The sequence below is a fragment of the Cobetia sp. AM6 genome (assembly GCF_009617955.1).
Taxonomy (GTDB): Bacteria; Pseudomonadota; Gammaproteobacteria; order Pseudomonadales; family Halomonadaceae; genus Cobetia; species Cobetia amphilecti.
Window position 1 is genome coordinate 749976 of record NZ_AP021868.1, and the last position, 25807, is coordinate 775782.

The window sequence follows — 25807 nt, forward strand, 5'->3', positions numbered from 1 at the left end:
GGCGACACCGAAGTGTCGCCCGTCACAGATAGCCCGCCCCATCAATGGGGTCAAGGCGTCATTGATGGGGCAGCTCGGCGATGCGATGCAGAGACTACCCCGTCGCAGCCGTCGTCTACAGCCCCATGGCCGAAGAGGTGGAGCGACGCGGGTCGGCACCGCCGTAGAAGGTGCCGTCGTCGATCATGATCGACTGGATGGCGCCCATGGCGTCCTTGGTCACCACCTTGTGGCCCATCGCCTCGAGCAGACGGATGGTGTCCTTGCTGATGCCCGCCTCGATGCGAATCTCGTCCGGCAGCCACTGGTGGTGGATGCGCGGCGCACTGACTGCCGACTGGATGTTCATGCCGTGGTCGATCACGTTCATGATCACCTGCAGCGTGGTGGTGATGATGCGCGAGCCGCCGGGGCTACCGGTGACGAGGAAGTTCTTGCCATCCTTCATCACGATGGTCGGGCTCATGGAGGACAGCATGCGCTTGTTCGGCTCGATCTTGTTGGCGACGCCGCCGATCAGGCCATAGGCATTCGGCACGCCCGGCTTGGCGGAGAAGTCATCCATCTCGTTGTTGAGCAGGAAACCTGCGCCATCGACCACGATGCCGGAGCCGTAGCTGAAGTTGATGGTGTAGGTATTGGAAACGGCCAGACCATTGCCATCGGCAATCGAGAAGTGGGTGGTCTGATTGGACTCATAGGGCTGCGGCTTGCCGGGCTTGACCTCACTGGAGGGCGTGGCCTTGTCGAGCTCGAACTGGGCGCGCAATTCCTTGGCGTAGTCCTTGGAGATGATGCCCGACAGCGGCACATCGACGAAGTCGGTGTCGCCCAGATACTCGGAGCGGTCGGCGTAGGCGCGGCGCATCGCTTCTGCCATCACGTGGATGGTGGCGGCGGAATTGAAGCCCATCGCCTGGATGTCATCGCCTTCGAGCATGTTGAGAATCTCGACGATGTGCGCGCCGCCGGAGGAGGGCGGGCTCATCGAGAAGATGTCATAGCCACGATAGGTACCGTGGACCGGCTCGCGGATGGCCGGCTCGTAGGCCTTCAGATCATCCAGCGTCATGATGCCGTCGTGGCGCTCCATCTCGGCCACGATCAGGCGGGCGGTCTCGCCCTCGTAGAACTCGCGCGGTCCATTGGCGGCGATGCGCTTGAGGGTCGCGGCCAGTTCCGGCTGCTTGAACAGCTCACCCGCTTGATAGTTGCTGCCATCCGGCTTGTAGAACACCTTGGCGGTGCTGTCCCACTTGGCCAGGCGGTCCTTGGCATCGCTCAAGCCCTTGGCGAAGCGTGTCGGAATCACGAAGCCGTCTTCGGCCAGTTTGATGGCCGGGGCGAGCGCCTGCTCGAGACTCAGGGTGCCGTAGTCTTCCAGCGCCTTGGCCAGGCCGGCGACGGTGCCGGGCACGCCTGCCGCGCGGTGGGTGAAGCGTGACCACTCGGAGACCGCCTCGCCATTCTCGTCCTGGAACATCGTCTCGCTGGCCGCCGCCGGGGCCTTCTCGCGGTAATCGATGGCCACTACTTCGCCGGTCTTCTCATCGGAGACCAGCATGAAGCCGCCGCCACCGATGTTGCCGGAGCGCGGCTGGGTCACGGCCAGCGCGAAGCCTGCCACCACGGCGGCGTCGACGGCGTTGCCGCCATCGGCCAGCACATCGCGTGCGACCTGAGAGGCCAGATAGTGGCTGGTCGCGACCATGCCGTGCTGGCCTTCCTGGGGGTGGAAGCGCTCGCCTTCCAGAATCGCGGAAGACTCGGCGAAGGCGGCGGGAATCGCCGTCGGTAGCAGGCCGGCCAGCGGCAACAGTGCGGCGGCGGCCAGCGCCTTGAGATGTCTGCGGTTTGCGAGAGAGGTGTCGAACATGAGAGGTGTCGGTTCCTGTTATCGTTATAAGAGATGCGACATGACGCGTGCAGTGCGAGGAACATGCGCAGAAGGCCAGCGAGCTGCTCACTGGGCCGAGAGAACAGCTTAACTATCAGTTGCTAATGCACCAATTTCAACATTGCACGGCAATATTCTTGTTGGTGTCTGATTTGGAAGGGGATGAGGTCCTGGTGTGAGGGCGGCTTGAGGGTGTGGGTCGCAGTGGAGTGCTTGGCGTGGGCCGCCGGCGGATCGGCAGCGACGGACCGGCAGGCTGGCGGTGCACATTCACACAGCGCCTGTCTTTTGTGAGAGGGTGGCGTAAAATGCCTCTTCCACTTCTCGCTGGCGCCTGATGACATGTCTGAACTACTGCCGAATGACTTCAAGATTGCCCCGTCGATCCTGTCCGCTGACTTCGCCCGCCTGGGGCAGGAGGTCGAGGATGTGCTGGCCTCCGGGGCCGATATCGTCCACTTCGACGTGATGGACAATCATTACGTGCCCAACCTGACCATCGGGCCGATGGTGTGCAAGGCGCTGCGTGATTACGGCATCAGCGCCGAGATCGATGCCCACCTTATGGTCACGCCGGTCGACCGCATGATCGGTGACTTCGCCGAGGCCGGTGCCAGCTACATCACCTTCCATCCGGAAGCCTCCGACCACGTCGATCGCTCGCTGCAGCTGATTCGTGATGCGGGCTGCAAGTCCGGTCTGGTATTCAATCCGGCCACGCCGCTTTCCTACCTCGACTACGTGATGGACAAGGTCGATATGATCCTGTTGATGAGCGTCAACCCGGGCTTTGGCGGCCAGTCGTTCATCCCCGGCACCCTCGACAAGCTGCGTGAAGCGCGTCGTCGCATCGATGCCTCCGGCTACAACATCCGTCTCGAGATCGATGGTGGCGTCAAGGTCGACAACATCGCCGAGATCGCGCGTGCCGGTGCCGACACCTTCGTGGCCGGTTCCGCCATCTTCAATGCGCGCAGTGACAGCGATGCCAACCGCTACGACAGCGTATTGGCGAAGCTGCGTGCCGAGCTTGCCAGCGTGCGCAGCTGATCGCGTGATGGATGACTGCGCGCGAGCTGGCGAGGCAGCCGACGGCTCGGCTCACGGCGCGGCGCTCAGCGAGTGGTCGCTGTATGTGCTCGAGACGGCCCAGGGGCGCCTCTATACCGGTATCAGTACCGATGTGGCGCGCCGCCTGAGCGAGCATGAGGGCGGCAAGCGCGGTGCGCGGGCACTGCGCGGCAAGGGGCCGCTGACGCTGTGTTATCAACAGGTGGTCGGTGATCGCTCGCGGGCGCTCAAGCTCGAGTATCGCGTCAAGCAGTTGAGCGTGGCGGCCAAGCGCCGCTTGATCGCCGGTGAGCTTGCGCTGGATAGCCTGCTCGGCGAGTCCTGACGGTCTGCTTGATTGAATGCGTGAAATGAAAACGCCCCCGACGGAATCCGTCGGGGGCGTTTTGTTGACTGGCGACCCTGCCGGGCAGGCAGGCTCAGTCTCAGTGCAGTTTCATCTTCGGGCGCAGGTAGCGGTTCAGGCCATCGACCACCACCGTCATGCCGGTCTTGACCACGCCGTGGATCGCCATCTGGTGCATGCGATACAGCGAGGCGTAGAAGAACTTGGCCAGGCGGCCTTCGATGAACAGCGAACGCGCCGAGGCACCGCGCATCAGCGAGCCGACGGCATCGAAGTGCGCCAGCGAGATCAGCGAGCCGTGGTCCTTGAACACGAAGTCCTTGAGCGGCTTGTTGGCCATCGCGGCGCGCAGGTTCTTGACCATCAGGCTGGCCTGCTGGTGAGCGGCCTGGGCGCGCGGCGGGACGCGCTTATCATCCGGCTGCGGGCAGCTGGCACAGTCACCGAGGGCAAAGATGAACTCATCATCGATGCTCTGCATGGTCTGGTGCACCTTGACCTGATGGTTGCGCTCGGTGGACAGACCCAGCTCGGACAGGAAGGCGGGCGCACGGATACCGGCGGCCCACACGCTCAGGTCGGCTTCGATCAGGGTGCCATCGGCAGTGGTGATGCCGCGTGAGTCGGCGCAGGTCACTCGGGTATCGACGTGGATATCGACGCCCAGCCTGGTCAGCTCCTTGGCGACCGGCTTGCCGATGCGTTCCGGCAGGGCGGGCAGGATGCGCGGTGCGGCCTCGATCAGGTGGACCTTGACCTGGCGGTCTTCCAGCGAGGAGAAGCCGTAGCTATGCAGCATCTTGGAGGCATCGAACAGCTCGGCGGAGAGCTCGACCCCGGTAGCGCCGGCACCGATGATGGCGACGTTGAGCTGCTGGCGCTCACATTCCTCACCGTTGGCGCTGAAACGCAGGAAGGTGTCGAGCATGTCGCGGCGGAATTTCTCGGCCTGCTGCGGGCTATCCAGGAAGTGGCAATGTTCGGCGACGCCTTCGGTGCCGAAATCATTGGATACGCTGCCCAGTGACAGCACCAGATAGTCATAGCTGAGCTGGCGGGCGGGCAGCAGCACGTTGCCCTTGGCGTCATGGATGGCGGCCAGGGTCAGCTGCTTCTCTTCACGCTCCAGGCTTTCCAGGGTGCCGCGCTGGAACTTGTAGCCGTGGGCCTTGGAATGGCCCTGGTAGGAGACTTCATCGAGACCGGAATCCAGCACGCCGGTGGCCACTTCGTGCAGCAGCGGCTTCCAGATATGCGTGGAATTGCGGTCGATCAGAATGATCTCGGCTTTCTTCTTGCGGCCCAGCTTGTGGCCCAGTTTGGTGACGAGTTCCAGACCGCCGGCGCCTCCGCCAACGACTACGATGCGGGGAATGGCCATTGAGTGCTCCTCAGTGACAAGATTGATGGGAAGGTGTGAAAAGTGTCGGCCGGCTATCGAGTCAGGACATGCAAGGCCCGGAGTCGATAACTGGCGTCGCGATACCGCTATGATAACAAGATAATGAGCGTGCTAAATAGTGCTGCATGCGCGAGATGTCGTTATTTTACGTATATTCGCCATGAGCACGCGAGAACTCGGTGTTGCGCTTTTGGCACCTACACGAATTCTGTCGCTGAAAAGGAGCAAGGATGCACGATCATCCCACATTCACAGGTCCGGTACATCCGTCGCTCAGGGCGATCGAGATGGTCGCCTTCGACCTCGATGGCACCCTGATCGACTCGGTGCCGGACCTCGCCCATGCGATCGACTGCATGCTTGAGCAAGAGGGGCTGGCGGCGCTGGGCGAGGCGCGGGTGCGCGACTTTGTCGGCAATGGATCGCGGGTGCTGGTGGAGCGCGCCCTGGCAGCACATGGCCTGGCGACCGATGACCTGGCGCGGGTCGAGCAGGCGCATCAGAGCTTTTTGGCACATTACGCCGCCGACCCCAGCTCGCGTACGCGACTCTATCCCGGGGTGCGGGAATGCCTGGAAGGTCTGCGCCAGGCCGGGATCCCGCTGGTACTGATCACCAACAAGCCGGAAGCCTTCATCGAACCGCTGCTTTCGCACTTCGCGCTGAGCGAGCATTTCGCGCTGGCGCTGGGCGGCGATAGCCTGCCGACGCGCAAACCGGACCCCGCGCCCCTGCTGTTCGCCGCCGAGCGGCTGGGAGTGCTGCCGCGTCAGGCCTTGATGGTCGGTGACTCGCGTCACGATATCGCGGCAGGCCGCGCCGCCGGTTTCCGTACCCTGGCGGTGCCTTACGGCTACAACCATGGCGAGCCGATCTCGCGCAGCCACCCGGACTACCTCGTCGACTCGCTTGCCGAGCTGGTCGTGGCTGGCTGAGTGACGCGGATTGATTGGAATTGACAGAGCGAGGCTGGTGCCCCGATCGGGCGCACAGTGAGGCATGAGATGGCAGAACTTGCCTCCACCAGCGCTGCCGCCAGCGACCCGCGATGATAGACTGAGTCCCAGACAAGCCGGCCCCGTGTCGGCAACGCACCCTCCGTGGAAGGAACTGCAGGTCATGATGACCCCACAACACTTCGCTGAACTGGCCGAAGCCGGTTACAACCGCATTCCCGTCACCCGTGACGTGCTGGCGGATCTCGACACGCCACTGTCTACCTATCTCAAGCTGGCCGACATGCCGTGGACCTTCCTGCTGGAGTCCGTGCAGGGCGGAGAGAAGTGGGGGCGCTACTCCATCATCGGCCTGCCGTGTCGTGAGCGCATCGAGGTGCGTGGCCAGGTGGTCTCGCATCTGATCAATGGCGAGCAGACCGGCATGACCGAGGTCGAGGACCCCCTCGACTGGATCGAGCAGTTCCAGACCCGTTTCCGTGTGCCGGTCATCGACGGTGCGCCACGCTTCAATGGCGGTCTGGTCGGCTACTTCGGCTATGACACCGTGCGCTATATCGAACCGCGCCTGCGCGGCGTCGAGAAGCCGGACCCGCTGGGCGTGCCGGACATCCTGCTGATGGTCGCCGACGAGCTGGTGATCTTCGACAACCTGTCCGGGCGTCTGACGCTGTTGACCCACGCCGACCCGGCAACGCCCAACGCCTACGAGGCCGCCTGCGAGCGTCTCGAGCGCCTCGAGATCCAGCTGCGCAGCGCGACCCTGAATACCGTCAGCCCCGGCACCGGCGGCGAGCCGGTCAAGGAGACCGACTTCACCTCCGGCTTCACCGAGGAAGGCTTCAAGGGCGCAGTGGAGAAGATCAAGGAATACGTGCTGGCCGGTGATGTCATGCAGTGCGTGCCGTCGCAGCGCATGTCGATTCCCTACCGCGCCGCGCCGCTGGATCTCTACCGTGCACTGCGCAGCCTGAATCCCTCGCCGTACATGTTCTTCTTCAATCTGGATGACCACCATGTCATCGGCTCGTCGCCGGAGATTCTCTCGCGTCTCGAGGATGGCGAGGTCGCGGTGCGCCCGATTGCCGGTACCCGCGTGCGCGGCGCCACCGAAGAGGAAGACCTGGCGCTGGAGAAGGACCTGCTGTCAGACCCCAAGGAAGTCGCCGAGCACCTGATGCTGATCGACCTGGGTCGCAATGACGCCGGTCGCATCAGCCAGACCGGCAGCGTCAAGGTGACGGACCAGATGGTGGTGGAGCGCTATTCCCACGTCATGCACATCGTCTCCAACGTCACCGGCAAGCTGAAGGAAGGCCTGGGGCCGATGGACGTGCTGCGGGCCACCTTCCCGGCCGGCACCCTGTCCGGCGCGCCGAAGATTCGCGCCATGGAGATCATCGACGAGGTGGAGCCGGTCAAGCGCGGCATCTATTCCGGCGCGGTGGGTTATCTCTCCTGGCACGGCAACATGGATACCGCCATCGCGATCCGCACCGCGGTGCTCAAGGACAAGGTGCTGCACGTCCAGGCCGGCGCCGGTATCGTGGCCGATTCCGTGCCGCAGTCCGAGTGGGACGAGACACTCAACAAGGGGCGTGCCCTGTTCCGTGCCGTGGCGATGGCGGAGCGCGGTCTGGACAATCTGGACTGATCGGCGCGCCGTGCATTTCGGGAGTGACTCGCCAGTGTTCGCGGGTCACTCCCTGCAACGGCGCATGTGATTGACACTCCTGGCAGCTCAACGCACTATTGACCCATGACGCTACGTAACCCGCACGACCTCAGCCAGCAGTGGTGGCGCTCCTGACAAGGGGGCGGCTTTCGCATGTCTGAAGTTCGAGGACGTACGACCAGAAGAATGCCGCCGACCAGGGCGGCATTTTTGTTGCTGGACGGCGGGAACGACACCACAGGAGAGCGGGCAGGCCGGTCAATCACGGCGCATGATCCGCTCCCGAGAATGGACACTGACCATGCAGACATTCACTTCGCAGGACGCCAGCACGCCACGCGTGCTGATGATCGACAACTTTGACAGCTTCACCTACAACATCGTCCAGTACCTGAGTGAGCTGGGCGCGGAAGTGCTGACCGTGCGCAATGACGCCATCACGCTCGAGCAGATCGAGGCGCTCGGTGCATCACATCTGGTGCTGGGTCCGGGGCCGTGCACGCCCAACGAGGCCGGCATCACGCTGGAGACCATTCGCCACTTCGCCGGCAAGCTGCCGATTCTGGGCGTGTGTCTCGGTCACCAGGCCATCGGTCAGGTCTACGGCGGCAAGGTGGTACGTGCGCCCCAGGTGATGCACGGCAAGACCTCCGCCGTGCGTCACGACAACAGTGGTGTCTTTGCCGCGCTGGCCGAGCCGCTGGAAGTCACGCGCTATCACTCGCTGGTGGTCGATCGCGAAAGCCTGCCCGAGTGTCTGATCGTCACCAGCTGGACGGATGATGACGATGTCACGCCTCAGTTGATCATGGGCCTGCGCCATCGCGAGCTGGATGTCGAAGGTGTCCAGTTCCACCCTGAGTCGATCCTGACATTGCAGGGTCATGAGCTTCTGGCTAACTTCCTGCGCCGCGGCGAGGCTGCGAAAGCCGCCTGAGTGGGCGTTGATCGCAAGAGTCACATCTAATTTTTCATGCGTCAGCCGCCGAGGCTGGCGCCTGCGGAGACACAACATGCAGATGCGTGAGGCGATTGGCGCCGTGATGCGCCGCCAGCACCTGAGCTACGACGACACTCATGCGGTCATGACGGCCATCATGACCGGCGAGGCGACCCAGGCGCAGATCGGGGCCTTGTTGATGGCGCTGTCGATGAAGGGCGAGACCGTCGATGAGCTGGCCGCCGCCGCCCAGGTGATGCGTGAGCTGATGACGCGCGTCACGGTGCGCGCCACCGATGCAGTGGATATCGTCGGCACCGGCGGTGATGGTGCCAACCTGTTCAATGTCTCCACGGCGGCAAGTTTCGTGGTGGCGGCCGCCGGTGGCCATGTGGCCAAGCATGGCAACCGCAGTGTCTCGTCATCATCCGGCAGTGCCGACCTGCTTGAGTCGGCCGGCATCAATCTGGCGCTGGACGCCGAGCAGGTCGCACGCTGTATCGATGATATCGGGGTCGGCTTCATGTTCGCGCCCAATCATCATGCCGCCATGAAGCACGTGATCGGCCCGCGCCGCGAGATGGGGGTGCGTACCATGTTCAACATCCTCGGTCCGCTGACCAATCCGGCCGGCGCCACCCGTCAGGTGCTGGGGGTCTATGACCCGGCGCTGGTACCGCTGATGGCCGAGGTGCTCAAGCGCCTCGGGGCCGAGCATGTGCTGGTGGTGCACAGCGATGATGGTCTGGACGAGATCTCGCTGGCGGCACCGACGCTGGTCAATGAGCTCAAGGATGGCGAGATCCGCGAATACCGCATCGCGCCGGAAGACTTCGGCATCGCGCGCCAGTCGCTGGAAAGTCTGGCGGTGGAGACCTCGGACGCCAGCCTCAAGCTGGTGCAGCAGGCGCTGCGCGGTGATGAAGGCCCGGCCAGCGACATCGTGGCACTCAATGCCGGTGCGGCCCTTTACGTGGCGGGCATCGCGGACAGTCTCAAGGAGGGTGTCAGCATTGCCGAGGACGTGCAGGCCAGCAAGCTGCCGTTCGAGAAGATGAAGGAATTGGCGGATTTCACCCGTGTCTACGCCCAGGTCAATGATGAAGGAGCGACCCGCTGATGAGCACCGAGCAGACGACTGACAAGGCATTGCCGACTATCCTGGCCAGGATTCTGGCGCGCAAGGAAGAAGAGATCGCCGAGCGCAGCGCCGCGGTGAGCGAGGCGGACCTGCAGACCCTGACCGAGAAGCAGAACGCGCCGCGCGGCTTCATCGAGGCGCTGACGTCGCGTATCGACCGTGGCGAGCCGGCCATCATCGCCGAAGTGAAGAAGGCGTCACCCTCCAAGGGCGTGATCCGTGAAGACTTCGTGCCCGCCGAGATCGCCGTGGCCTACGAGCAGGCCGGTGCGGCCTGCCTGTCGGTGCTCACCGATGCCGACTTCTTCCAGGGGCATGAGGACTTCATGATCGAGGCGCGCGACGCCGTCTCGATTCCGGTGATTCGCAAGGACTTCATCATCCACCCGTATCAGGTGCTGGAAGCGCGTGCCATCGGCGCCGACTGCATCCTGTTGATCGTCGCGGCGCTGGACGATGCGCGCCTGAGCGCTCTGTATCGTCAGGCGCGTGAGCTGGGCATGGATGTGCTGGTCGAGGTGCATGACGGCGAAGAGCTCAAGCGTGCACTGGCGCTGGGCATCGAACTGGTCGGCATCAACAACCGCGACCTGCGCACCTTCGAGACGTCGCTGGAGACGACGCTGGACCTGCTGGCCGACATGCCGCAGGGCGTGCGCGTGGTCACCGAATCCGGCATCCATACCCGTGACGATGTGGCGAAGATGCGCGACGCTGGCGTCCACGGCTTCCTGGTAGGGGAGGCCTTCATGCGCTTTGATGATCCGGGCGAGGGTCTGCGGGGATTGTTCTTCGCTGACTGATGGTCGGCAGTTAACGCCACTTGTTATCTTATGGATAACAAAAGCCCGCATGGCATTGCCATGCGGGCTTTTTCATGTCTGTCTTCTGTCTTCTGTCTTCTGTCTTCTGTCTTCTGTCTTCTGTCCAAAGGCCTGTGGCCGCCATCAGTCACAGGCTCAGGCGTCTGTCTTGACGCTCTCGACTCCCTTGCGTGCCATGAGCAGAGCCTCGGCGATTTCCTCGACCCCGGCGCCATGACTGTGGCGTGTCACCCAACTGGGCTCCCAACCGAGTGCCGCGCGGTGCTGGATGATGTTGGCCACGCCCACGGTGTGGCGAAAGGTGGCGAACATCGGCGCATCATTGGGGGCATCGCCGACGTACATCACCTCCTGCTCCAGCTGCATGCGGTCCAGGCCGAAGGTTTCGGTGAGGACCCGCACCGCCATGCGCGCCTTGTCGAACTCGCCCTGCCACGCATTGATGTGGATGGAGCTGGCGCGCGCCTGAATACCGGCGGCCGTGAAGCCGGCGATGATGGCGCGAATCTCGCTCTGGGCCAGCGGGCTGACCGCCTGACAGTGGTCCACCGCGACATCGGCGAAGCGGAAGGGCTGGTCCTGGGCCAGTGCCGCGCGTGGATGGTTGAGCAGCAGCTGGCGGGCGACGGTCATGACGTGGCGCTGGCGAGCGCGCAGGCGCTGCTCGTCTTCCCACCAGGTGGTGAGGATGCGCTGCCCCTGGCGGCGGAAGGCAAAGGCGCCGTTCTCACCGATCACGCTGGCGACCGGCCAGGCGCGTGCGATGTGATCGCACCAGCCCGCACAGCCGCCCGTGACGGGGATGACCTTGATGCCGGCGGCATCCAGACGCTCCAGCGCCGCCAGCGTCGATGCCGCGAGACGCCCTTCATGGGTGAGGGTGTCATCGATATCGGTCAACAGATACCGGATACCCGACAGGGTGCTGGCAGGGCAGTGGGCGAAGGCTTGCATGGTGATTCCAGAAATCCTCAGAAGGTAAGCGGGAGCGCGGCTGTCATCAGTCGCGTGTCCCTTCAGTATCGTCGATGCGTGCCGGCTTGCGCGACGCGCCTCGGTTCAGGCAGTGAAGCGCACTGACAGGCTCTGCTGGCTGGCAGTCTCCAGCGCGCTGCGATAATCGGGCTGATGGGGCAGCTCATCGGTGACCAGCAGATCGATCTCCTCGAGCGGGGCGATGCGGCACATGGCGGCGCGCCCCCATTTGCTGGCATCGGCGACCAGAATCCGGCGCTGGGCGTGATGGACCAGCGCACGGCTGACCGCGGCTTCTTCCGGATCGAAATCGAGCAGCCCACCGGCATCGAGACCGCCACAGCCGAGGACCGCGATATCGACCTGATGACGCGCGAAGAAGGCCACGGTGGCACTGCCGACCACGTCGAGATCCTGCGGGCGCAGTTGTCCTTCCGCCAACTGGACGGCGACATCCGGATGGGTCGAGAGCGCCTGCGCCACCTGCAGATTGTTGGTGATCACGCGCAGGCCGCGCCGGGCAAGCAAGGCTTCGGCGACCGCCACCACGCTGGTGCCGATGCCCAGCGCCAGGGTGGCGCCATCGGGAATCTCGGCGACCACGCTGGCTGCCATGGCCTGCTTGGCAGTGCGCGCCAGCATGATGCGCTGGGAGTGTCCCAGGTTGTAGCCGCCCGGTGGGCGCTCGATGCCGCCGTGGCGCCGACGCGCCAGCCCGCGCTCACACAGCACGCCCAGGTCACGCCGGATGGTCTGGGGCGTGACGTCGAAGGCATGGGCCAGCGGGTCGACCGCCAACTGGCCCTCGCGGGCCAGTCGCTCGAGTATCTGTTGCTGGCGCGGCGTCAGTGCCTCATTGCTGGCGTGTTCGACGCTGCGACTGTCGCGCTCGATGCCCGGGGTCATGTCTGGGGTAGCCCTTGCGTGGTGGTGTCGTTCGGTAGAGTGGGCTCGCGGTCTTCCTCGCTGAAGATGGCCGGGTCATCGCTGATGACGGCATCCACACCCCAGGCCCAGCGCGGCGCGAAGGCGGCCGCATCATTGGGCGTGTAGCAGAGCAGCTTGTGGCCCCGGCTGGTGATGCCACTGGCCGCGGCCCGCGTCAGGGCGCGCCAGTCGGCATGCACGGAACTTGCGTTCAGCTCATCGGCCAGGCTCTGCCAGTCGTCGGGGATGTCATCGTAGAGCAGGCCGATATGCACCTGCGGGTCGCGTTGACGCGTCAGGCGCAGCGCCTGGGGATCAAACGACGAGATGATCAGGTGTGAGGCGGGCAGATGGGCACTGGCCATCGGGATGGCGGCATCGACCAGCGCCTGGGCATCGTGGCCAGGGCTGAGCTTGAGTTCCAGATTCAGGCGCATGTCCAGGCGCGCGATCAGCTCCAGCGCCTGCTTGAGAGAGGCCATGCGCTCACCGGCAAAGCACGCATTGAACCAGCTGCCGACATCGAAGGTCTGCACGCTGTCCCAATCCAGATTCTTGAGCTTGCCACGCCCATCCGAGCAGCGATTCACGCCGGCATCGTGCCAGATGACCGGCGTGCCATCGCCCAGCAACTGCACGTCCAGTTCCACCCATTGAAAGCCTGCCTCATGCGCCGCCTGAATGGCGGCCAGGGTGTTTTCCGGCGCATAGGCCGACAGGCCGCGATGTGCGATCGCCAGGGGCAGAGACAGGACGCTGTCAGTTGAATGTGATGTGTCGGCTGAATGTGACGATGAAACCATGGTGAATCCTCACAGAAAGAATGGCATGTCTGCCCGCCACGCAGCTGTGGCGCTGATCGGTCGAGGCGGATCACTGATGCTCAGACGCGAGACTGATCAGGGCAGGTCTCAAGCATTACCATCCAATGATGACGTTATCAGGGCAAGGGGTTCCGTCGGCCCGCGACAGGACGAAAGCGCTCATTCGATGGCCGCTGTCGCCTGCTCGCGGGTTGCCAGCCGCTTGCCGTCGGCGCCGAACAGATGGGCACGCGCCGGAAGGATGGCCAGGCGCAGCGTCTGTTCTTCCGCGACGGCGTGCTCGCCATCCAGTCTCACCACCAGCGGCTCGCTCTGGCCTTGCAGTCGGCAGTACGCCAGGGTGTCCGCGCCCAGCGGTTCGACCAGCTCGATGCGCGCCTCAAGCTCCGCGGCGCCTGCGGGCAGGGCATCGGCTGCTCCCAGTACCTGCAGGTGCTCGGGGCGAATGCCGAGGGTCAGCTCAGCGCCCGTGGTCAGGTCTTCGCCCTGCAGGGCAATGGTTGCGCCACACGGCAGCGCAAGGCCTGCATCTGCCTGGGTGGCGCTCAGGAAGTTCATCGCCGGCGAGCCGATGAAGCCGGCGACGAACTGGCTGGCGGGCTGATCGTAGAGCGCCATCGGCGTGCCGAACTGCTCGACATGGCCGCCATTCATCACCACCAGACGATCCGCCAGGGTCATGGCCTCGGTCTGATCATGGGTCACGTAGACGGAAGTGACCTTGAGACGCTTCTGCAGACGGCGGATCTCGAGACGCATCTGCACACGCAGCTTGGCGTCCAGATTCGAGAGTGGCTCATCGAACAGGAAGACCTGCGGCTTGCGCACGATGGCGCGCCCCATGGCGACACGCTGGCGCTGGCCGCCGGAGAGCTGCTTTGGGCGGCGATCGAGCAGTTCGGTCAGGCCCAGCAGCTCGGCGGCCTCGCTGACGCGCTGCTGGATCTCGTCCTTGGGCGTGCGCCGGTTCTTGAGGCCGTAGGCCATGTTGTCGAACACGCTCATGTGCGGGTAGAGCGCGTAGTTCTGGAACACCATCGCGATGTCGCGCTCGGCGGGTTCCAGCTCATTGACGCGCTTGCCGTTGATCTCCAGATCGCCCTCGGAGATGTCTTCCAGGCCCGCCAGAGTGCGCAGCAGGGTCGACTTGCCACAGCCGGACGGGCCGACGATGACGATCAGCTCGCCTTCGCCGAAGGCCAGATCGATGCCATGCAGGGCCTGGTAGCCATTGGGGTACTGCTTCTTGAGCTGCTTGAGCGCCAGTGTTGCCATGAGTTGTGTATCCAGAGCGGTGGCGTGACGGGCAAGTCTGTCCATCACGGCGTAACGGAATCAGGGGGCTTGGGGCGAGGTGTCGCGGGTCGGAGCGCGAGATCACTTCTCGCTGTCCACCAGGCCCTTGATGAAGTAGCGCTGCATGAACAGGATCACCAGTACCGGCGGGCCCATGGCCAGCAGCGTGGTGGCGGTGACGTCCTGCCACGGCACCAGACCATCACCGGTGGTCAGCATGCGCTTGAGGCTGACGACGATGGTCAGATAGTCGGCATCGGTCGTGATCAACAGCGGCCACAGATACTGATTCCAGCCGTAGATGAACATGATCACGAACAGTGCCGCGATGTTGGTCTTCGACAGCGGCAGCAGGATGTCCTTGAGAAAGCGCCACGGCCCGGCGCCATCGATGCGCGCGGCCTCGACCAGTTCCGCCGGAATGGTCAGGTAGAACTGACGCAGCAGGAAGGTCGCGGTGGCGCTGGCGATCAGCGGCAGGATCAGACCGGCGTAGCTGTCCAGCATGTTGAGGTCGGCCACCACCTTGAAGGTCGGCAGGATACGCACCTCCACCGGCAGCATCAGGGTGATGAAGATCAGCCAGAAGCACAGCTTGCGGAAGCGGAACTCGAAGAAGACGATCGCGTAGGCGGCCAGCACCGAGATGATGATCTTGCCGATGGCGATGCCCAGTGCCATCAGCATCGAGTTGAACAGCAGGGTCATCACGTCGGCGCCGAGACTGCTGACCGGGTCTGCCAGCAGCTGGCGGTAGTTGTCCAGGCCAGCCTCGCCGATCCAGACGGGGGCGACGTTGGAGTAGAGGTCACCCATCTCGTGGGTACTGGCGCTGAAGGCGATCCAGACCGGCAGGAAGAACAGTGCGCAGCCGACGATCAGCAGGGCATGGCTTGCGATATCAAGCCCGGGGCGGTTGTAGCGCATCAGTACTGCACCTTCTTCTCGACATACTTGAACTGGATCAGCGTCAGCACGCCGACGATGACCATCAACAGCACGGACTGGGCAGCACTCGAGCCCAGGTCCTGCCCGACGAAACCATCTTCATAGACCTTGTAGACCAGGGTGCGGGTCGAGCCGGCCGGGCCGCCCTGGGTGGTGGCATCGATGGTGCCAAAGGTCTCGAAGAAGGCGTAGACCACGTTCATCACCAGCAGGAAGAAGCTGGTCGGCGAGAGCAGCGGGAAGGTGATGGTCCAGAAACGCCGCCAGGGGCCGGCGCGGTCCATCGCGGCCGCTTCCAGAAGGCTCTTGGGGATCGCCTGGAGACCTGCGAGGAAGAACACGAAGTTGTAGCTCATCTGCTTCCAGATCGAGGCCAGCACCACCAGCAACATGGCCTGATCGCCATTGAGCTTGTGATTCCAGTCGATGCCGATGGCGGACAGCAGCTCCGGCAGAATGCCCAGCGTCGGGTCGAACAGGAACAGCCACAGCACCCCGGCCACGGCGGGCGCCACGGCGTAGGGCCAGATCAGCAGGGTCTTGTAGGCGTGTGCGCCGCGCAGCACGCGGTCGGCCAGTACGGCCAGCCCCAGCGCCAATGCCATGGCGCCGAAGGCCACCGCAAAGGAGAAATAGGTGGTCGTCCATAGTGTCGTCAGATATTCCGGCTCGCTCAGCACGCTGACGAAGTTGCTCAGCCCGGTGAATTCCCGCGAGAGCCCGAAGGCATCTTCGACATAGAAGGCCTGTTCGATGGCCTGGTAGGCCGGCCAGAAGAAGAACACGGCCACGATCAGCAGCTGAGGCGCCAGCAGTATCCAGGGCGTGATGGGGTGTCGATTGAAATGGGCCATGCAGCAGGGGTCTCGCAAGCAAGGAAGGACTGGGTGGTTCCGTCGGTAGCACGGAGTCGGCAAGCCTCGGCCGCTCCTGCGCCATCAAGCCGTGAGAGAAGGGAAAGGACACCGGATGTCGGATGCGCTTTCCGCTCTCTGGCTGGAGAAAATAGCGGGAGGGCGAGCCCGGCATGGGCCCGCCCCCGGTGTGGCGATGATCAGCCGTTGGCGCGTTCGAACTTCTCGAGCAGCGAATCGCCGCGCTTGACGGCGTTGTCGAGACCGTCCTGCACGCTTTCCTTGCCGGAGAAGATCTTTTCCAGCTCTTCATTGATCACGTCACGAATCTGCACCATGTTGCCCAGGCGCAGGCCCTTGGAGTTCTCGGTCGGCGTCGCGGAGGTCATCTGGGTGATGGCGACGTCGGTGCCCGGGTTCTCGGCGTAGAAGCCCTGTTCGCGCGTCAGTTCTGCCGCGGCAGTCGTGATCGGCAGATAGCCGGTGAACTGGTGCCAGTCGGCCTGCACTTCAGGCTTGGAGAGGTACTGGAAGAACTTGGCGACGCCCTGGTATTCCTCATCGCTGTGACCGGACAGCACCCACAGCGAGGCGCCACCGATGATGGAGTTCTGCGGCGTCTCGATCACGTCGCTGTCATAGGGCAGCGGCGCCACGCCGAATTCGAAGCCCTTGGCGCTTTCCTTGACGCCGGCATAGCTGGCGGAAGAGCCCATCATCATCGCGCACTCGCCGGAGTAGAACTTGGGCGCCGCGTCATCGAAGCGACCGCCGAACACGAAGCGCTTGTCGGCCTGCCAGTCATCGAGACGCTGGATGTGATCGACCACGGCGGTCGTGTTGAATTCGAGGCGGGTATCGGTGCCGGCGAAGCCATTGGCCTGGCTGGCGAAGGGCACGTCGTTGCGCGCCGAGAAGTTCTCCAGCATCACCCAGGACGGCCAGGTGGTGGTCAGGCCACAGCTGGCGGCGCCGGAATCGACGACCTTCTTGAGCGCAGCGCCCATTTCCTGCCAGGTCTGCGGGAGGGAGTCGACGCCCGCCTTGGCCAGCACGTCCTTGTTGTAGTAGGTCACCGGCGTCGAGGAGTTGAACGGCATCGACAGCATCTTGCCGTCGGTGTCGGTGTAATAGCCGGTGACGGCAGACAGGTAGGCGTTCGGGTCGAAGGCGGTGCCTTCCTGCGGCGCGAAGTCTGCCATCAGCTGATGCACCGGGACGATCGCGCCCTTGGCGCTCATCATGGTGGCGGTGCCGACCTCGAAGATCTGCACGATGTCCGGACCCTTGCCGGCGCGGAAGGCGGCGATGGCGGAGGTCATGGTCTCGGAGTAGTTGCCCTTGAAGACCGGCTTGACGACGTAATCGTCCTGGCTTGCGTTGAAGTCGGCCGCGATCTCGTCGACCTTCTTGCCGAGCCCGCCCCCCATGGCGTGCCACCATTCCACCTCGATGGCGGCGAGGGCACTGGCGGAGGCGGAGGCGAAACCGATGGCCAGCGCGAGGCTGGCGAGGCGACGAGTCGCGGTGGCAGTCGTACGGGTGCTTGCATGATGAGTCGGGCGGCGCATGGTCAAACTCCTGAGAGGTTCCCCTGGCCAGCTTCCGCAACAAAGAAGAAGGACGCTGGCCGCTGACGATCGATGGCGACGATCAAGTGAACATTTTCTTGTTCTTTTGATGATCGTCCGAAAAGCGTAGACGACTCTATAGCGCCCGCCTTACAACTTTGTGACAGGAAGATGTTCATTCGAGCGAGGCTGAGCTTATGGCTGAATTTGTGACTGAGTTTGTGAATGAGCAGCGAGTGTGTGGCGCCGCCAGCTCGGCTCAGGCTGGCAAGCGAGGCGCCGGGGGTAACTCAAGGCCGGAATAAGCGGCCGGCGAGCGAGTGTGCTAGTCTTGCGCGCTGAAAATGCCTGTGGCGGAGAATGCGATGAAAGTGGTTGAAGTGAGTGCCGGTGCCCGACGTGATGCCTGTCTGGCGATGCTGTGCGCCGAAGTCCATGGCCGCGAAGGGGGTCTGGATGCGCTGGTGAGTTACGCCGGCGTGCGTGGGGTGTGGTTCGAGAACGAGATGGCGCGCCTGTTCGCGCTGGTCGACGATGCCGAGCGCATCCACTCTGCCGCGCTGCTGGTACTCGACGAGAACGCACGTGGCCTGAATCTGGCGCTGTGGGCGACGCCGACGGTGCATCGCGGTCACGACCACGGCATCGCGCTGGTCTCCCAGCTGTCCGATCACGGCCGCCTGCAGGTGCGCATCACCGACAGCTCACTGGTCAGCGTGCTGCGTCGCGCCGGCATCAACGACTGGCTGGAGGCCGAGGCCGAAGGCGATCAACCGCGCGAGCTGGTCGGCATGAATCCGGCGGCGCGTGTCGGCAACCTGGCGGCCCTCGACGCGCCGCTGCGTCTGGATCGCGAGCGCATCAAGCGCTCCTTCAAGGCACGGCCGAAGGACTTCGAGACCTACAAGAACGCCTTCGTACGTGATCTGGAGCACTTCGCGCGTCATATCTGAGGATGAGATGACGCAAGCGAATGACATGCTCACCAAGACAAAGGCCCCGCTCATTGAGCGGGGCCTTTGTGGTTCTGCGATCGGCGATCAGCGATCAGTTACTGCATCGATCAGGTGGGCGTCGATCAAGCGGGCGTCGGCCAGTCATCAGGCGGCGTCCTGCTGCGGGTTGGAGGCGGTGCCGTCACTCGCCATCGGCTTGCGCACGAAGGCGTCGAATTCGAAGTGGTCGACGGTCAGCATGTCGAGTACCTCGGCTTCGAAGACGCGCATGAAGCCGCCATCCTCGGCGGACAGGATGCCTGCCTCGACCGCCGCTTCGATACGCGCTTCCGGTGACAGTGCGTCGGCCGGAATCTCGCCCTTGTGGTAGGCCTTGGCCAGCGCCTTGTAGATCGGCTCGGCGCGCGGATAGTCCTTGAGCAGCGCGTTGTAGCGGGCGAGGGCGTTGTCCTGCTGGCCTTCGTCCTGCGCGTCCCAGGTGTTGTCGGTCAGCTTGGCACGCAGTGCAGTGTCGGTGGAGACGGCGCGGGCGATCTCGCGGGTCAGGCTGTCCTTGGGCATGGCGAACTGACGGCCACGCGGCAGGGCGATCACGCGCAGAGCAGTGCCCAGCGCACGGTTGGGCAGGTTGGCGAACAGCTCATCCAGTGCCTTTTCCGCGCGGTGCAGCAGCCACTGCATGCTGTAGTGGAACAGCGCCTCTTCGTGTTCGCAGGCCTCGGATTCATGCCACTGCTTGAGCGTCAGTGACGCCAGGTAGAGGTTGGAGAGCACGTCGCCCAGGCGTGCCGACAGCATCTCGCGCGCCTTGAGGCTGGAACCGAGACTTGCCATGGCCGCATCGGCGGACAGCGAGAAGGCGGCGCTGAAGCGGTTGATGTGGCTGGCGTAGGGCGTGGCGACGGCGTCGAAGCCGGTGGCCTTGCCGCCGATGCCGAAGCTCTGGGTGAAGGCGCGTGCCGCGTTGCCGAAGATCAGGCCGGCATGGCGGAAGAAGGCCTTGTCGAAGGCGTTCAGGTCATCGGCGTCCTTGGCGGCCAGCTCCTCCAGCACGTAAGGATGGCAGCGGATTGCGCCCTGACCGAAGATCATCAGGTTGCGGGTCATGATGTTGGCGCCTTCCACCGTGATCGAGACCGGAGTGCCGGCGTAGGCCACGCCGATGTAGTTGCGCGGGCCAAGCGTCACGCCGCGTCCGCCGTGGATGTCCATGCCGTCGGCCAGCAGCGAGCGGGCCATCTCGGTCAGCTGGCTCTTGAGGATGGCGGAGGGCACCGCCGGCTTGTGGCCGTTGTCGATCATGTTGGCGGTGTGCAGCACCGACGCCTGGCTGATGTAGTTCATCGCGGCCATGCGTGCCAGCGGCTCCTGCACGCCTTCCATTTCGGCCACCGGCAGATTGAACTGACGACGGATGCGCGCAAAGCCGGCGCTCCAGCCCAGTGCGTAGCGCGAGATGCCCGCGGAGCCGGACGGCAGGGTGATGCAGCGACCCACCGACAGACACTCGACCAGCATCTTCCAGCCCTGGCCGGCCATCTGCTCACCGCCGATCAGATAGCTGAGCGGAATGAAGACGTCCTTGCCGAAGATCGGGCCATTCATGAACGGCGCGCCGATCGGGTGGTGACGACGGCCGATGTCCATGCCGTCGGTGTCACGCGGAATCAGGGCGCAGGTGATGCCGATGTCTTCCACGTCACCCAGCAGGTGCTCGGGGTCGAACATGCGGAAGGCCAGGCCGACCACGGTGGCGACCGGCGCCAGGGTGATCCAGCGCTTCTCGAAGTTCAGGCGAATGCCGACGACTTCCTCGCCGTCATGCATGCCGCGACACACGATGCCGGTGTCCGGGATGGAGGTCGCATCACTGCCGGCACGCGGGCCGGTCAGGCCGAAACACGGAATCTCGCGGCCATCGGCCAGACGCGGCAGGTAATGGTTCTTCTGCTCTTCGCTGCCGTACTTGAGCAGCAGCTCGCCCGGGCCGAGGGAGTTGGGCACGCCGACGGTGACCATCAGCGTCTCGTTGACCGCCAGCTTCTGCAGCACCAGCGACTGCGCCTTGGCCGAGAAGCCCAGGCCACCATATTCCTTGGGAATGATCATGCCGAAGAACTTCTCGCGCTTGAGGTATTCCCACAGCGCTTCGGGCAGATCGGCACGCTCACGCGCGATCTCCCAGCTGTTGGTCATGCCGCAGGCGACAGAGCATTGATCATCGATGAAGGCCTGCTCTTCGCTGGAGATGCCGTCGTTGCGCTGTGCGGTCAGGGTGTCCCACTGCGGCTTGCCGGAAAAGAGCTCGGCGTCCCAGAACACGGTGCCGGCTTCCAGCGCCACCTTCTCGGTGTCCGAGACCTTGGGGGAGACCTTCTTGAACATCGCGAACAGACGCGGGCTGAGCCACTTGCTGCGCAGGGCCGGCAGGCCACACACCGCGACCAGTGCCGCGCCGATCAGCAGCAGGCAACCTAGCACCGGCGCGTCGACCGCCAGGCCGACGATACCGATGATGGCGAGAACGCCGATGGCCGCGAGGGCCCCGGCTTCGCGTGCCATGACGGCCAACAGACCGGCAACGGCGACAAGGATGAGGATGAGCTGCGTCATGGCAGGATCTCCGGGTGGCGAGGGATGGTGTCTTTGCATGGCGTTTCTACAGCGTAGCAGCCATGCGTTTAGAACAGTTGTTTGAATTCTCTTCAGCGTATCCCATGTTGCCCGACCCTGCAGTACGTCCAAGGTCTAAGGTTTGCGGATTCATTCTTGAAAAGGGCAGTCGCCCGGGGGAGGCAGTCGGCGAGCGCCAGACCGGGCTGAGTGAAAGCTGTCTGGCAGGCATGAAAAAGGCCCCGCAATGCGGGGCCTTGGACGATCGATAGCGCTTGCGTGCGTGAGGTCAGACTACCTGTCGCAGGCGTTGACTCGCACGGGTTCTGGCGTTGATCAGTGCTCAGTCATTGATCAGTGCTTAGCCATTGATCGGAGCGGAGTCGATCTTGCGCTTGGCGGGCTTCTTGGCCGGCGTGCCGGGTTCGATCACGAAGTAATCGGCGTCGGAGGGCGGCAGCGGCGCGCGGCCACGAATCTTGTCGGCCATCTTCTCGGCCAGCATGATCGTCGGCGCATTCAGGTTGCCGGTCGGGATGACCGGGAACAGCGAGGCATCGACGACGCGCAGGTTGTCGAGGCCATGCACGCGACCGGCACCATCGACCACTGAAGTCTCGTCGCTGCCCATGCGGCAGCTTCCACACGGGTGGTAGGCGGTCTCGGCGTGGTTGCGCACGTACTCGTCGAGCTCTGCGTCGGTCTGCGCCTGGGCGCCCGGTGCCAGCTCGCGGCCGCGGTAGGGGTCCAGCGCGGGCTGGGCGATGATCTCGCGGGTCAGGCGGATGGCGGCGCGGAACTCTTCCCAGTCACGCTCCTCGGCCATGTAGTTGAAGAAGATTGACGGCGCGGCCTTGGGATCGAGTGAGGTCAGGCGCACGCGGCCCTTGCTCTGGGAGCGCATCGACCCGACGTGCGCCTGGAAGCCGTGGCCCTGCACTGCGCTCTTGCCGTTGTAGCTGATCGCGATCGGCAGGAAGTGATACTGCAGGTTCGGCCAGGCTTCGTTGTCATCGCTGCGAATGAAGCCGGCGGCCTCGAACTGGTTGCTGGCACCGACACCGGTGCCCTTGAGCATCCATTCCAGACCGATGGGCGGCTGGTTGTACCACTTGAGGGACGGATACAGCGAGATCGGCTGGGTGCACTCGTACTGGATGTAGAGCTCCAGGTGGTCCTGCAGGTTCTCGCCCACGCCCGGCAGGTGATGGACCATCTTCACGCCCAGCGGCTCGAGATGTTCACGGTTGCCGACACCGGAGCGCTGCAGGATCTGCGGCGAGGCGATGGCGCCGGCGCACAGCAGCACTTCCTTGCGCGCACGTACGCGGTGGTCATGGCCCTTGCGCTCGTACTTCACACCGACCGCCGTCTTGCCTTCGAACAGGATGACGTCGGTGGTGGCACGCGTCTCGATGGTCACGTTGGAGCGCTTCTTGGCGGTATCCAGATAGCCGCGCGCGGTGGAGGCGCGACGGCCTTCCTTGGTCACGAAGCGGTCCATCGGGCCGAAGCCTTCCTGCTGGTAGCCGTTGACGTCTTCGGTGGCCGGATAGCCCGCCTCGATGCCTGCCGCGATGAAGGCGTGATAGAGCTCGTTGTTGCCCTGCTTGGGCGTGGTGACCGACACCGGGCCGTCGCCGCCATGGTAGTCATTCGGGCCGATATCGCGCGTCTCGCACTTGCGGAAGTAGGGCAGGCACTCACGATAGTTCCAGTCGGCCAGGATGGGGTCCTTGGCCCAGTTGTCGTAATCCAGCGCGTTGCCGCGGATGTAGCACATGCCGTTGATCAACGAGGAGCCGCCCAGACCCTTGCCGCGACCACATTCCATGCGACGGTTGTTCATGTGCGGCTCGGGATCGGTCTTGAAGTCCCAGTTGTAGCGCTGACCCTGCAGCGGGTACGCCAGGGCGGCGGGCATCTGGGTGCGGAAGTCGAAGCGGTGGTCGCGGCCACCGGCTTCCAGCAACAGCACGCTGACGTCGGCGTCTTCGCTCAGGCGGGTGGCCAGCACGTTGCCGGCGCTGCCGGCGCCGATGATGACGTAGTCGTATTCACGCTCGAATTGGCTCATGGAAGGTCCTCTCGTATCGGGTGCCACATGCGGGCACATGACGCCCCGTTCACGACGGGGAGTGGCCACTGCCGGGCTGCTGGATACGTTTGCTTGTCTGTGGTGAGTCGTCGGGGCACCGCATGACAGCAAGCTGCCATCGGGGGCTCAACGACTCATCGGGATTCGGGCACTGCGCGCGGCGCTGGTGAGCGACGCGGCGTGCAGCCGGCATGGCGAGTGTTCGACATGCCGGCAGGTGGGGCATCTGGCGCTTGGTCGTGCTTGAGGCCCGGTCTTGAGAGCCGGTACTTCAGCCTCTGGCGCCAGAGGGTGCTGCTGTCATCAGGCCTTGCGGCCAATGATGGCTCAGAAGGCGGACTCGAACGGGCCCATCTCGATCAGCACGGACTTGGTCTGGGTGTAGTGAGACAGCGTCTCGACACCGTTCTCGCGACCGATACCGGACTGCTTGTAGCCGCCGACCGGCATTTCGGACGGCGACTCGCCCCAGGTGTTGACCCAGCAGATGCCGGCTTCGAGCTGGTGAATCACGCGATGCGCGCGGTTCAGGCTCTCGGTGAACAGGCCAGCCGCCAGGCCATAGGTGGTGTCGTTGGCGCGACGGATGACTTCCTCTTCACTGTCGAAGGACAGGATGGACATCACCGGACCGAAGATCTCTTCCTGCACGATGCGCATGTCATCGCTGCAGTCGGTGTAGACGGTCGGTGCGACCCAGGCGCCCTTGGCGAAGTCGCCTTCGCTCATGCGCTCGCCGCCGACCAGCAGACGTGCGCCGTCCTGCTTGGCGATCTCCAGATAGGAGACGACCTTGTCCAGGTGCTCGAAGCTGACCAGCGGTCCGAAGGTGGTGGCGCGGTCCTGCGGGTCGCCGGCCTTGATGCGCGCGACGCGCTCGACGATCTTGGCTTCGAAGGCGTCCTTGACGCTGGCTTCGACGAACACGCGGGTGCCGTTGGTGCACACCTGACCGGAGCTGTAGAAGTTGGCCATCATGGCGCCGTCGGCGGCACGGTCGAGATCGGAGTCGGCGAACACCAGCAGCGGGGACTTGCCGCCCAGCTCCATGGTGACTTCCTTGAGGCTGGAAGAGGCGGACGCGGACATGACCTTCTTGCCGGTGCCGGCTTCCCCGGTGAAGGAGATCTTGGCGATATCCGGGTGCTCGGTGAGCATCACGCCGACGCGGGCATCGCCCTGCACGACGTTGAACACGCCGTCCGGCAGGCCGGCTTCGGTGAAGATCTCGGCCAGCTTCAGTGCGCTCAGCGGAGTGACTTCGCTGGGCTTGAAGACCATGGCGTTGCCGGCGGCGAGAGCCGGGGCAGACTTCCAGCAGGCGATCTGGATCGGGTAGTTCCAGGCACCGATGGCGCCGATGACGCCCAGCGGCTCCTTGCGGGTATAGACGAAGGCTTCCTGGCGCAGCGGCATCTGGCTGCCTTCGATGGCCGGCGCGAGGCCCGCGTAGTACTCGAGTGCATCGGCACCGGTGACGATGTCGACCGCTTCGGTCTCGGACAGCGGCTTGCCGGTGTCGAGAGTCTCGAGCAGCGCCAGTTCGTCGTTGCGCTCGCGCAGCAGGTCCACGGCGCGACGCAGGATGCGTGAACGCTCCATGCCGGTCATCGCGGCCCACACCTTCTGACCCTGCAGGGCGCTTTCGACGGCGGTATCGACGTCGGCACCGCTGGCCTGCTGGATCTCGGCGATGACTTCGCCGGTGGCCGGGTTGACGGTCTCGAAGGTCTCGCCGGAGGTAGCCTCGACCCGACGGCCACCGATGTAGAGGGTCTGGGTCGGGAAGCTTGCGTTGCCGTTAGCCATGCGTGCGCTCCTTACTGGGTTCAGGGGAAGTGGGGGAGTCTGTCGCGTTCAGGGATGCTGCCATGTGACGTGTCAGCTGGTAGTCAGCGTATTCGTAGGCGAGGCGGTGTGCGCGCTCGACATCGAGGCCGGTCGGGTCCAGCGTGCCGCGCAACCACAGGCCGTCGATCAAGGCGGCCAGTCCGGCCGCGGCATCACGTGCCTCGTTCAGCGGCATGCAGCGGCGGAACAGGGCACACAGATTGGAGATCAGCCGCCTGTCGTTGACTCGCTGCAGGCGTTCCAGCGGAATGCGGTGCATGCTGGAGGCCCAGAAGGCCAGCCAGGTCTTGGAGACGCTCTGACTGACCTGGCTGCGGTCAAAGTTGCCGTCGATCACCGCGCGCAGATGGCTGCGGACGTCATCGTCGGCCAGTGCGGCGCGACGCTCACTGACGGCGCTGCGCAGGTCAGTGAGAATCTGGCGCATGGTGGCTTCCATCAAGCCATCCTTGCCGCCGAAATAGTGGCTGATGATGCCGGTGGAAACACCTGCGTGACGGGCGATGCGGGCCACGGTCGCGTCGGCGAGTCCTGCCTCATCGATGGCTTGCATGGTGGCCTGGATCAACTGGCGGCGGCGGATAGGTTCCATTCCCACTTTGGGCATCAACGGAGTCCTTTTCGTATATCGGGTCGGTGTGA

Annotated in this window: 21 protein-coding genes; 8 read left to right on the forward strand and 13 right to left on the reverse strand. The window is 64.2% G+C overall.

Going from position 1 to position 25807, the window contains the following annotated elements:
- Positions 1-115: 115 nt before the first annotated feature.
- Complete coding sequence (ggt, locus tag CLAM6_RS03180) at positions 116-1876, reverse strand: gamma-glutamyltransferase (RefSeq protein ID WP_107335466.1); 1761 nt, start codon at positions 1874-1876, stop codon at positions 116-118.
- A 363-nt stretch (positions 1877-2239) separates the two neighbouring features.
- On the opposite strand from ggt, the gene rpe reads away from it, so the two are divergent.
- Complete coding sequence (gene rpe, locus CLAM6_RS03185; RefSeq protein WP_043335268.1) at positions 2240-2947, forward strand: ribulose-phosphate 3-epimerase; 708 nt, start codon at positions 2240-2242, stop codon at positions 2945-2947.
- 7 nt (positions 2948-2954) lie between these two features.
- Positions 2955-3293: a GIY-YIG nuclease family protein gene (locus CLAM6_RS03190; RefSeq protein WP_153636769.1), complete on the forward strand. Its 339-nt coding sequence runs from the start codon at positions 2955-2957 to the stop codon at positions 3291-3293.
- Positions 3294-3393: 100 nt separating this feature from the next.
- Here the strand turns inward: CLAM6_RS03190 and CLAM6_RS03195 are convergent, their stop codons facing one another.
- Entirely contained in the window at positions 3394-4695 is a 1302-nt protein-coding gene (locus CLAM6_RS03195; RefSeq protein WP_153635139.1) for an NAD(P)/FAD-dependent oxidoreductase, read from the reverse strand.
- Positions 4696-4946: 251 nt separating this feature from the next.
- On the opposite strand from CLAM6_RS03195, the gene CLAM6_RS03200 reads away from it, so the two are divergent.
- The 5 genes from CLAM6_RS03200 (at position 4947) to trpC (ending at position 10231) form a co-directional block, all read left to right on the forward strand.
- Positions 4947-5651: a phosphoglycolate phosphatase gene (locus tag CLAM6_RS03200; protein WP_043335263.1), complete on the forward strand. Its 705-nt coding sequence runs from the start codon at positions 4947-4949 to the stop codon at positions 5649-5651.
- Positions 5652-5838: 187 nt separating this feature from the next.
- Positions 5839-7326 (forward strand): anthranilate synthase component I, encoded by a 1488-nt coding sequence (gene trpE / locus CLAM6_RS03205; RefSeq protein WP_043335326.1) that lies wholly within the window; start codon positions 5839-5841, stop codon positions 7324-7326.
- Positions 7327-7648: 322 nt separating this feature from the next.
- The gene (locus tag CLAM6_RS03210; protein WP_107336649.1) at positions 7649-8284 is read left to right on the forward strand and encodes an anthranilate synthase component II; all 636 of its coding nucleotides are present in this window, start codon (positions 7649-7651) and stop codon (positions 8282-8284) included.
- Between the two features lie 76 nt (positions 8285-8360).
- On the forward strand, positions 8361-9407 hold the full coding sequence (gene trpD / locus CLAM6_RS03215; RefSeq protein ID WP_043335260.1) for an anthranilate phosphoribosyltransferase: 1047 nt from the start codon (positions 8361-8363) through the stop codon (positions 9405-9407).
- Positions 9407-10231 carry an indole-3-glycerol phosphate synthase TrpC gene (trpC, locus tag CLAM6_RS03220; RefSeq protein ID WP_153635140.1) on the forward strand — a complete coding sequence of 275 codons (825 nt, stop codon included), beginning with the start codon at positions 9407-9409 and terminating at the stop codon, positions 10229-10231. The genes trpD and trpC overlap by 1 nt, the downstream gene beginning before the upstream one ends.
- 156 nt (positions 10232-10387) lie before the next feature.
- Here the strand turns inward: trpC and CLAM6_RS03230 are convergent, their stop codons facing one another.
- The 7 genes from CLAM6_RS03230 to ugpB all read right to left on the reverse strand — a co-directional run bounded on the left by CLAM6_RS03230 (position 10388) and on the right by ugpB (position 17647).
- Positions 10388-11206 (reverse strand): HAD-IIB family hydrolase, encoded by an 819-nt coding sequence (locus CLAM6_RS03230; RefSeq protein ID WP_153635142.1) that lies wholly within the window; start codon positions 11204-11206, stop codon positions 10388-10390.
- Positions 11207-11311: 105 nt separating this feature from the next.
- The gene (locus CLAM6_RS03235; RefSeq protein WP_153635143.1) at positions 11312-12133 is read right to left on the reverse strand and encodes a DeoR/GlpR family DNA-binding transcription regulator; all 822 of its coding nucleotides are present in this window, start codon (positions 12131-12133) and stop codon (positions 11312-11314) included.
- Positions 12130-12957, reverse strand: coding sequence for a glycerophosphoryl diester phosphodiesterase (locus CLAM6_RS03240; RefSeq protein WP_153635144.1), 828 nt, complete (start codon positions 12955-12957; stop codon positions 12130-12132). Before CLAM6_RS03240 ends, CLAM6_RS03235 begins: the two co-directional genes overlap by 4 nt.
- A gap of 180 nt (positions 12958-13137) precedes the next feature.
- Positions 13138-14253, reverse strand: coding sequence for a sn-glycerol-3-phosphate import ATP-binding protein UgpC (locus CLAM6_RS03245; RefSeq protein ID WP_153635145.1), 1116 nt, complete (start codon positions 14251-14253; stop codon positions 13138-13140).
- A 102-nt stretch (positions 14254-14355) separates the two neighbouring features.
- Entirely contained in the window at positions 14356-15201 is an 846-nt protein-coding gene (gene ugpE, locus CLAM6_RS03250; RefSeq protein WP_043335925.1) for a sn-glycerol-3-phosphate ABC transporter permease UgpE, read from the reverse strand.
- Entirely contained in the window at positions 15201-16076 is an 876-nt protein-coding gene (gene ugpA, locus CLAM6_RS03255; protein WP_043335922.1) for a sn-glycerol-3-phosphate ABC transporter permease UgpA, read from the reverse strand. Before ugpA ends, ugpE begins: the two co-directional genes overlap by 1 nt.
- 200 nt (positions 16077-16276) lie before the next feature.
- Positions 16277-17647 (reverse strand): sn-glycerol-3-phosphate ABC transporter substrate-binding protein UgpB, encoded by a 1371-nt coding sequence (gene ugpB / locus CLAM6_RS03260; RefSeq protein ID WP_153635146.1) that lies wholly within the window; start codon positions 17645-17647, stop codon positions 16277-16279.
- A gap of 365 nt (positions 17648-18012) precedes the next feature.
- Here ugpB and CLAM6_RS03265 point away from each other — a divergent pair, with 365 nt between their 5' ends.
- Positions 18013-18600, forward strand: a complete 588-nt coding sequence (locus tag CLAM6_RS03265) for a hypothetical protein (protein WP_054555137.1) — start codon at positions 18013-18015, stop codon at positions 18598-18600.
- A 147-nt stretch (positions 18601-18747) separates the two neighbouring features.
- Here CLAM6_RS03265 and CLAM6_RS03270 read toward each other — a convergent pair whose 3' ends face one another.
- From CLAM6_RS03270 to betI, 4 genes are all read right to left on the reverse strand, one after another.
- Entirely contained in the window at positions 18748-21216 is a 2469-nt protein-coding gene (locus CLAM6_RS03270) for an acyl-CoA dehydrogenase (protein ID WP_153635147.1), read from the reverse strand.
- 361 nt (positions 21217-21577) lie between these two features.
- Positions 21578-23293 carry a choline dehydrogenase gene (gene betA, locus CLAM6_RS03275; protein WP_153635148.1) on the reverse strand — a complete coding sequence of 572 codons (1716 nt, stop codon included), beginning with the start codon at positions 23291-23293 and terminating at the stop codon, positions 21578-21580.
- Between the two features lie 348 nt (positions 23294-23641).
- Positions 23642-25123: a betaine-aldehyde dehydrogenase gene (betB, locus tag CLAM6_RS03280; RefSeq protein WP_043335915.1), complete on the reverse strand. Its 1482-nt coding sequence runs from the start codon at positions 25121-25123 to the stop codon at positions 23642-23644.
- The gene (betI, locus tag CLAM6_RS03285; protein ID WP_197738702.1) at positions 25116-25772 is read right to left on the reverse strand and encodes a transcriptional regulator BetI; all 657 of its coding nucleotides are present in this window, start codon (positions 25770-25772) and stop codon (positions 25116-25118) included. The genes betB and betI overlap by 8 nt, the downstream gene beginning before the upstream one ends.
- Between the last annotated feature and the right edge of the window lie 35 nt (positions 25773-25807).

Bases quoted from the DNA above. Each gene is read 5' to 3' on its own strand.
- ggt (WP_107335466.1), bottom strand. From the start codon at position 1,876: ATGTTCGACACCTCTCTCGCAAACCGCAGACATCTCAAGGCGCTGGCC.
- rpe (WP_043335268.1), top strand. From the start codon at position 2,240: ATGTCTGAACTACTGCCGAATGACTTCAAGATTGCCCCGTCGATCCTG.
- CLAM6_RS03190 (WP_153636769.1), top strand. From the start codon at position 2,955: ATGGATGACTGCGCGCGAGCTGGCGAGGCAGCCGACGGCTCGGCTCAC.
- CLAM6_RS03195 (WP_153635139.1), bottom strand. From the start codon at position 4,695: ATGGCCATTCCCCGCATCGTAGTCGTTGGCGGAGGCGCCGGCGGTCTG.
- CLAM6_RS03200 (WP_043335263.1), top strand. From the start codon at position 4,947: ATGCACGATCATCCCACATTCACAGGTCCGGTACATCCGTCGCTCAGG.
- trpE (WP_043335326.1), top strand. From the start codon at position 5,839: ATGACCCCACAACACTTCGCTGAACTGGCCGAAGCCGGTTACAACCGC.
- CLAM6_RS03210 (WP_107336649.1), top strand. From the start codon at position 7,649: ATGCAGACATTCACTTCGCAGGACGCCAGCACGCCACGCGTGCTGATG.
- trpD (WP_043335260.1), top strand. From the start codon at position 8,361: ATGCAGATGCGTGAGGCGATTGGCGCCGTGATGCGCCGCCAGCACCTG.
- trpC (WP_153635140.1), top strand. From the start codon at position 9,407: ATGAGCACCGAGCAGACGACTGACAAGGCATTGCCGACTATCCTGGCC.
- CLAM6_RS03230 (WP_153635142.1), bottom strand. From the start codon at position 11,206: ATGCAAGCCTTCGCCCACTGCCCTGCCAGCACCCTGTCGGGTATCCGG.
- CLAM6_RS03235 (WP_153635143.1), bottom strand. From the start codon at position 12,133: ATGACCCCGGGCATCGAGCGCGACAGTCGCAGCGTCGAACACGCCAGC.
- CLAM6_RS03240 (WP_153635144.1), bottom strand. From the start codon at position 12,957: ATGGTTTCATCGTCACATTCAGCCGACACATCACATTCAACTGACAGC.
- CLAM6_RS03245 (WP_153635145.1), bottom strand. From the start codon at position 14,253: ATGGCAACACTGGCGCTCAAGCAGCTCAAGAAGCAGTACCCCAATGGC.
- ugpE (WP_043335925.1), bottom strand. From the start codon at position 15,201: ATGCGCTACAACCGCCCCGGGCTTGATATCGCAAGCCATGCCCTGCTG.
- ugpA (WP_043335922.1), bottom strand. From the start codon at position 16,076: ATGGCCCATTTCAATCGACACCCCATCACGCCCTGGATACTGCTGGCG.
- ugpB (WP_153635146.1), bottom strand. From the start codon at position 17,647: ATGCGCCGCCCGACTCATCATGCAAGCACCCGTACGACTGCCACCGCG.
- CLAM6_RS03265 (WP_054555137.1), top strand. From the start codon at position 18,013: ATGAAAGTGGTTGAAGTGAGTGCCGGTGCCCGACGTGATGCCTGTCTG.
- CLAM6_RS03270 (WP_153635147.1), bottom strand. From the start codon at position 21,216: ATGACGCAGCTCATCCTCATCCTTGTCGCCGTTGCCGGTCTGTTGGCC.
- betA (WP_153635148.1), bottom strand. From the start codon at position 23,293: ATGAGCCAATTCGAGCGTGAATACGACTACGTCATCATCGGCGCCGGC.
- betB (WP_043335915.1), bottom strand. From the start codon at position 25,123: ATGGCTAACGGCAACGCAAGCTTCCCGACCCAGACCCTCTACATCGGT.
- betI (WP_197738702.1), bottom strand. From the start codon at position 25,772: ATGCCCAAAGTGGGAATGGAACCTATCCGCCGCCGCCAGTTGATCCAG.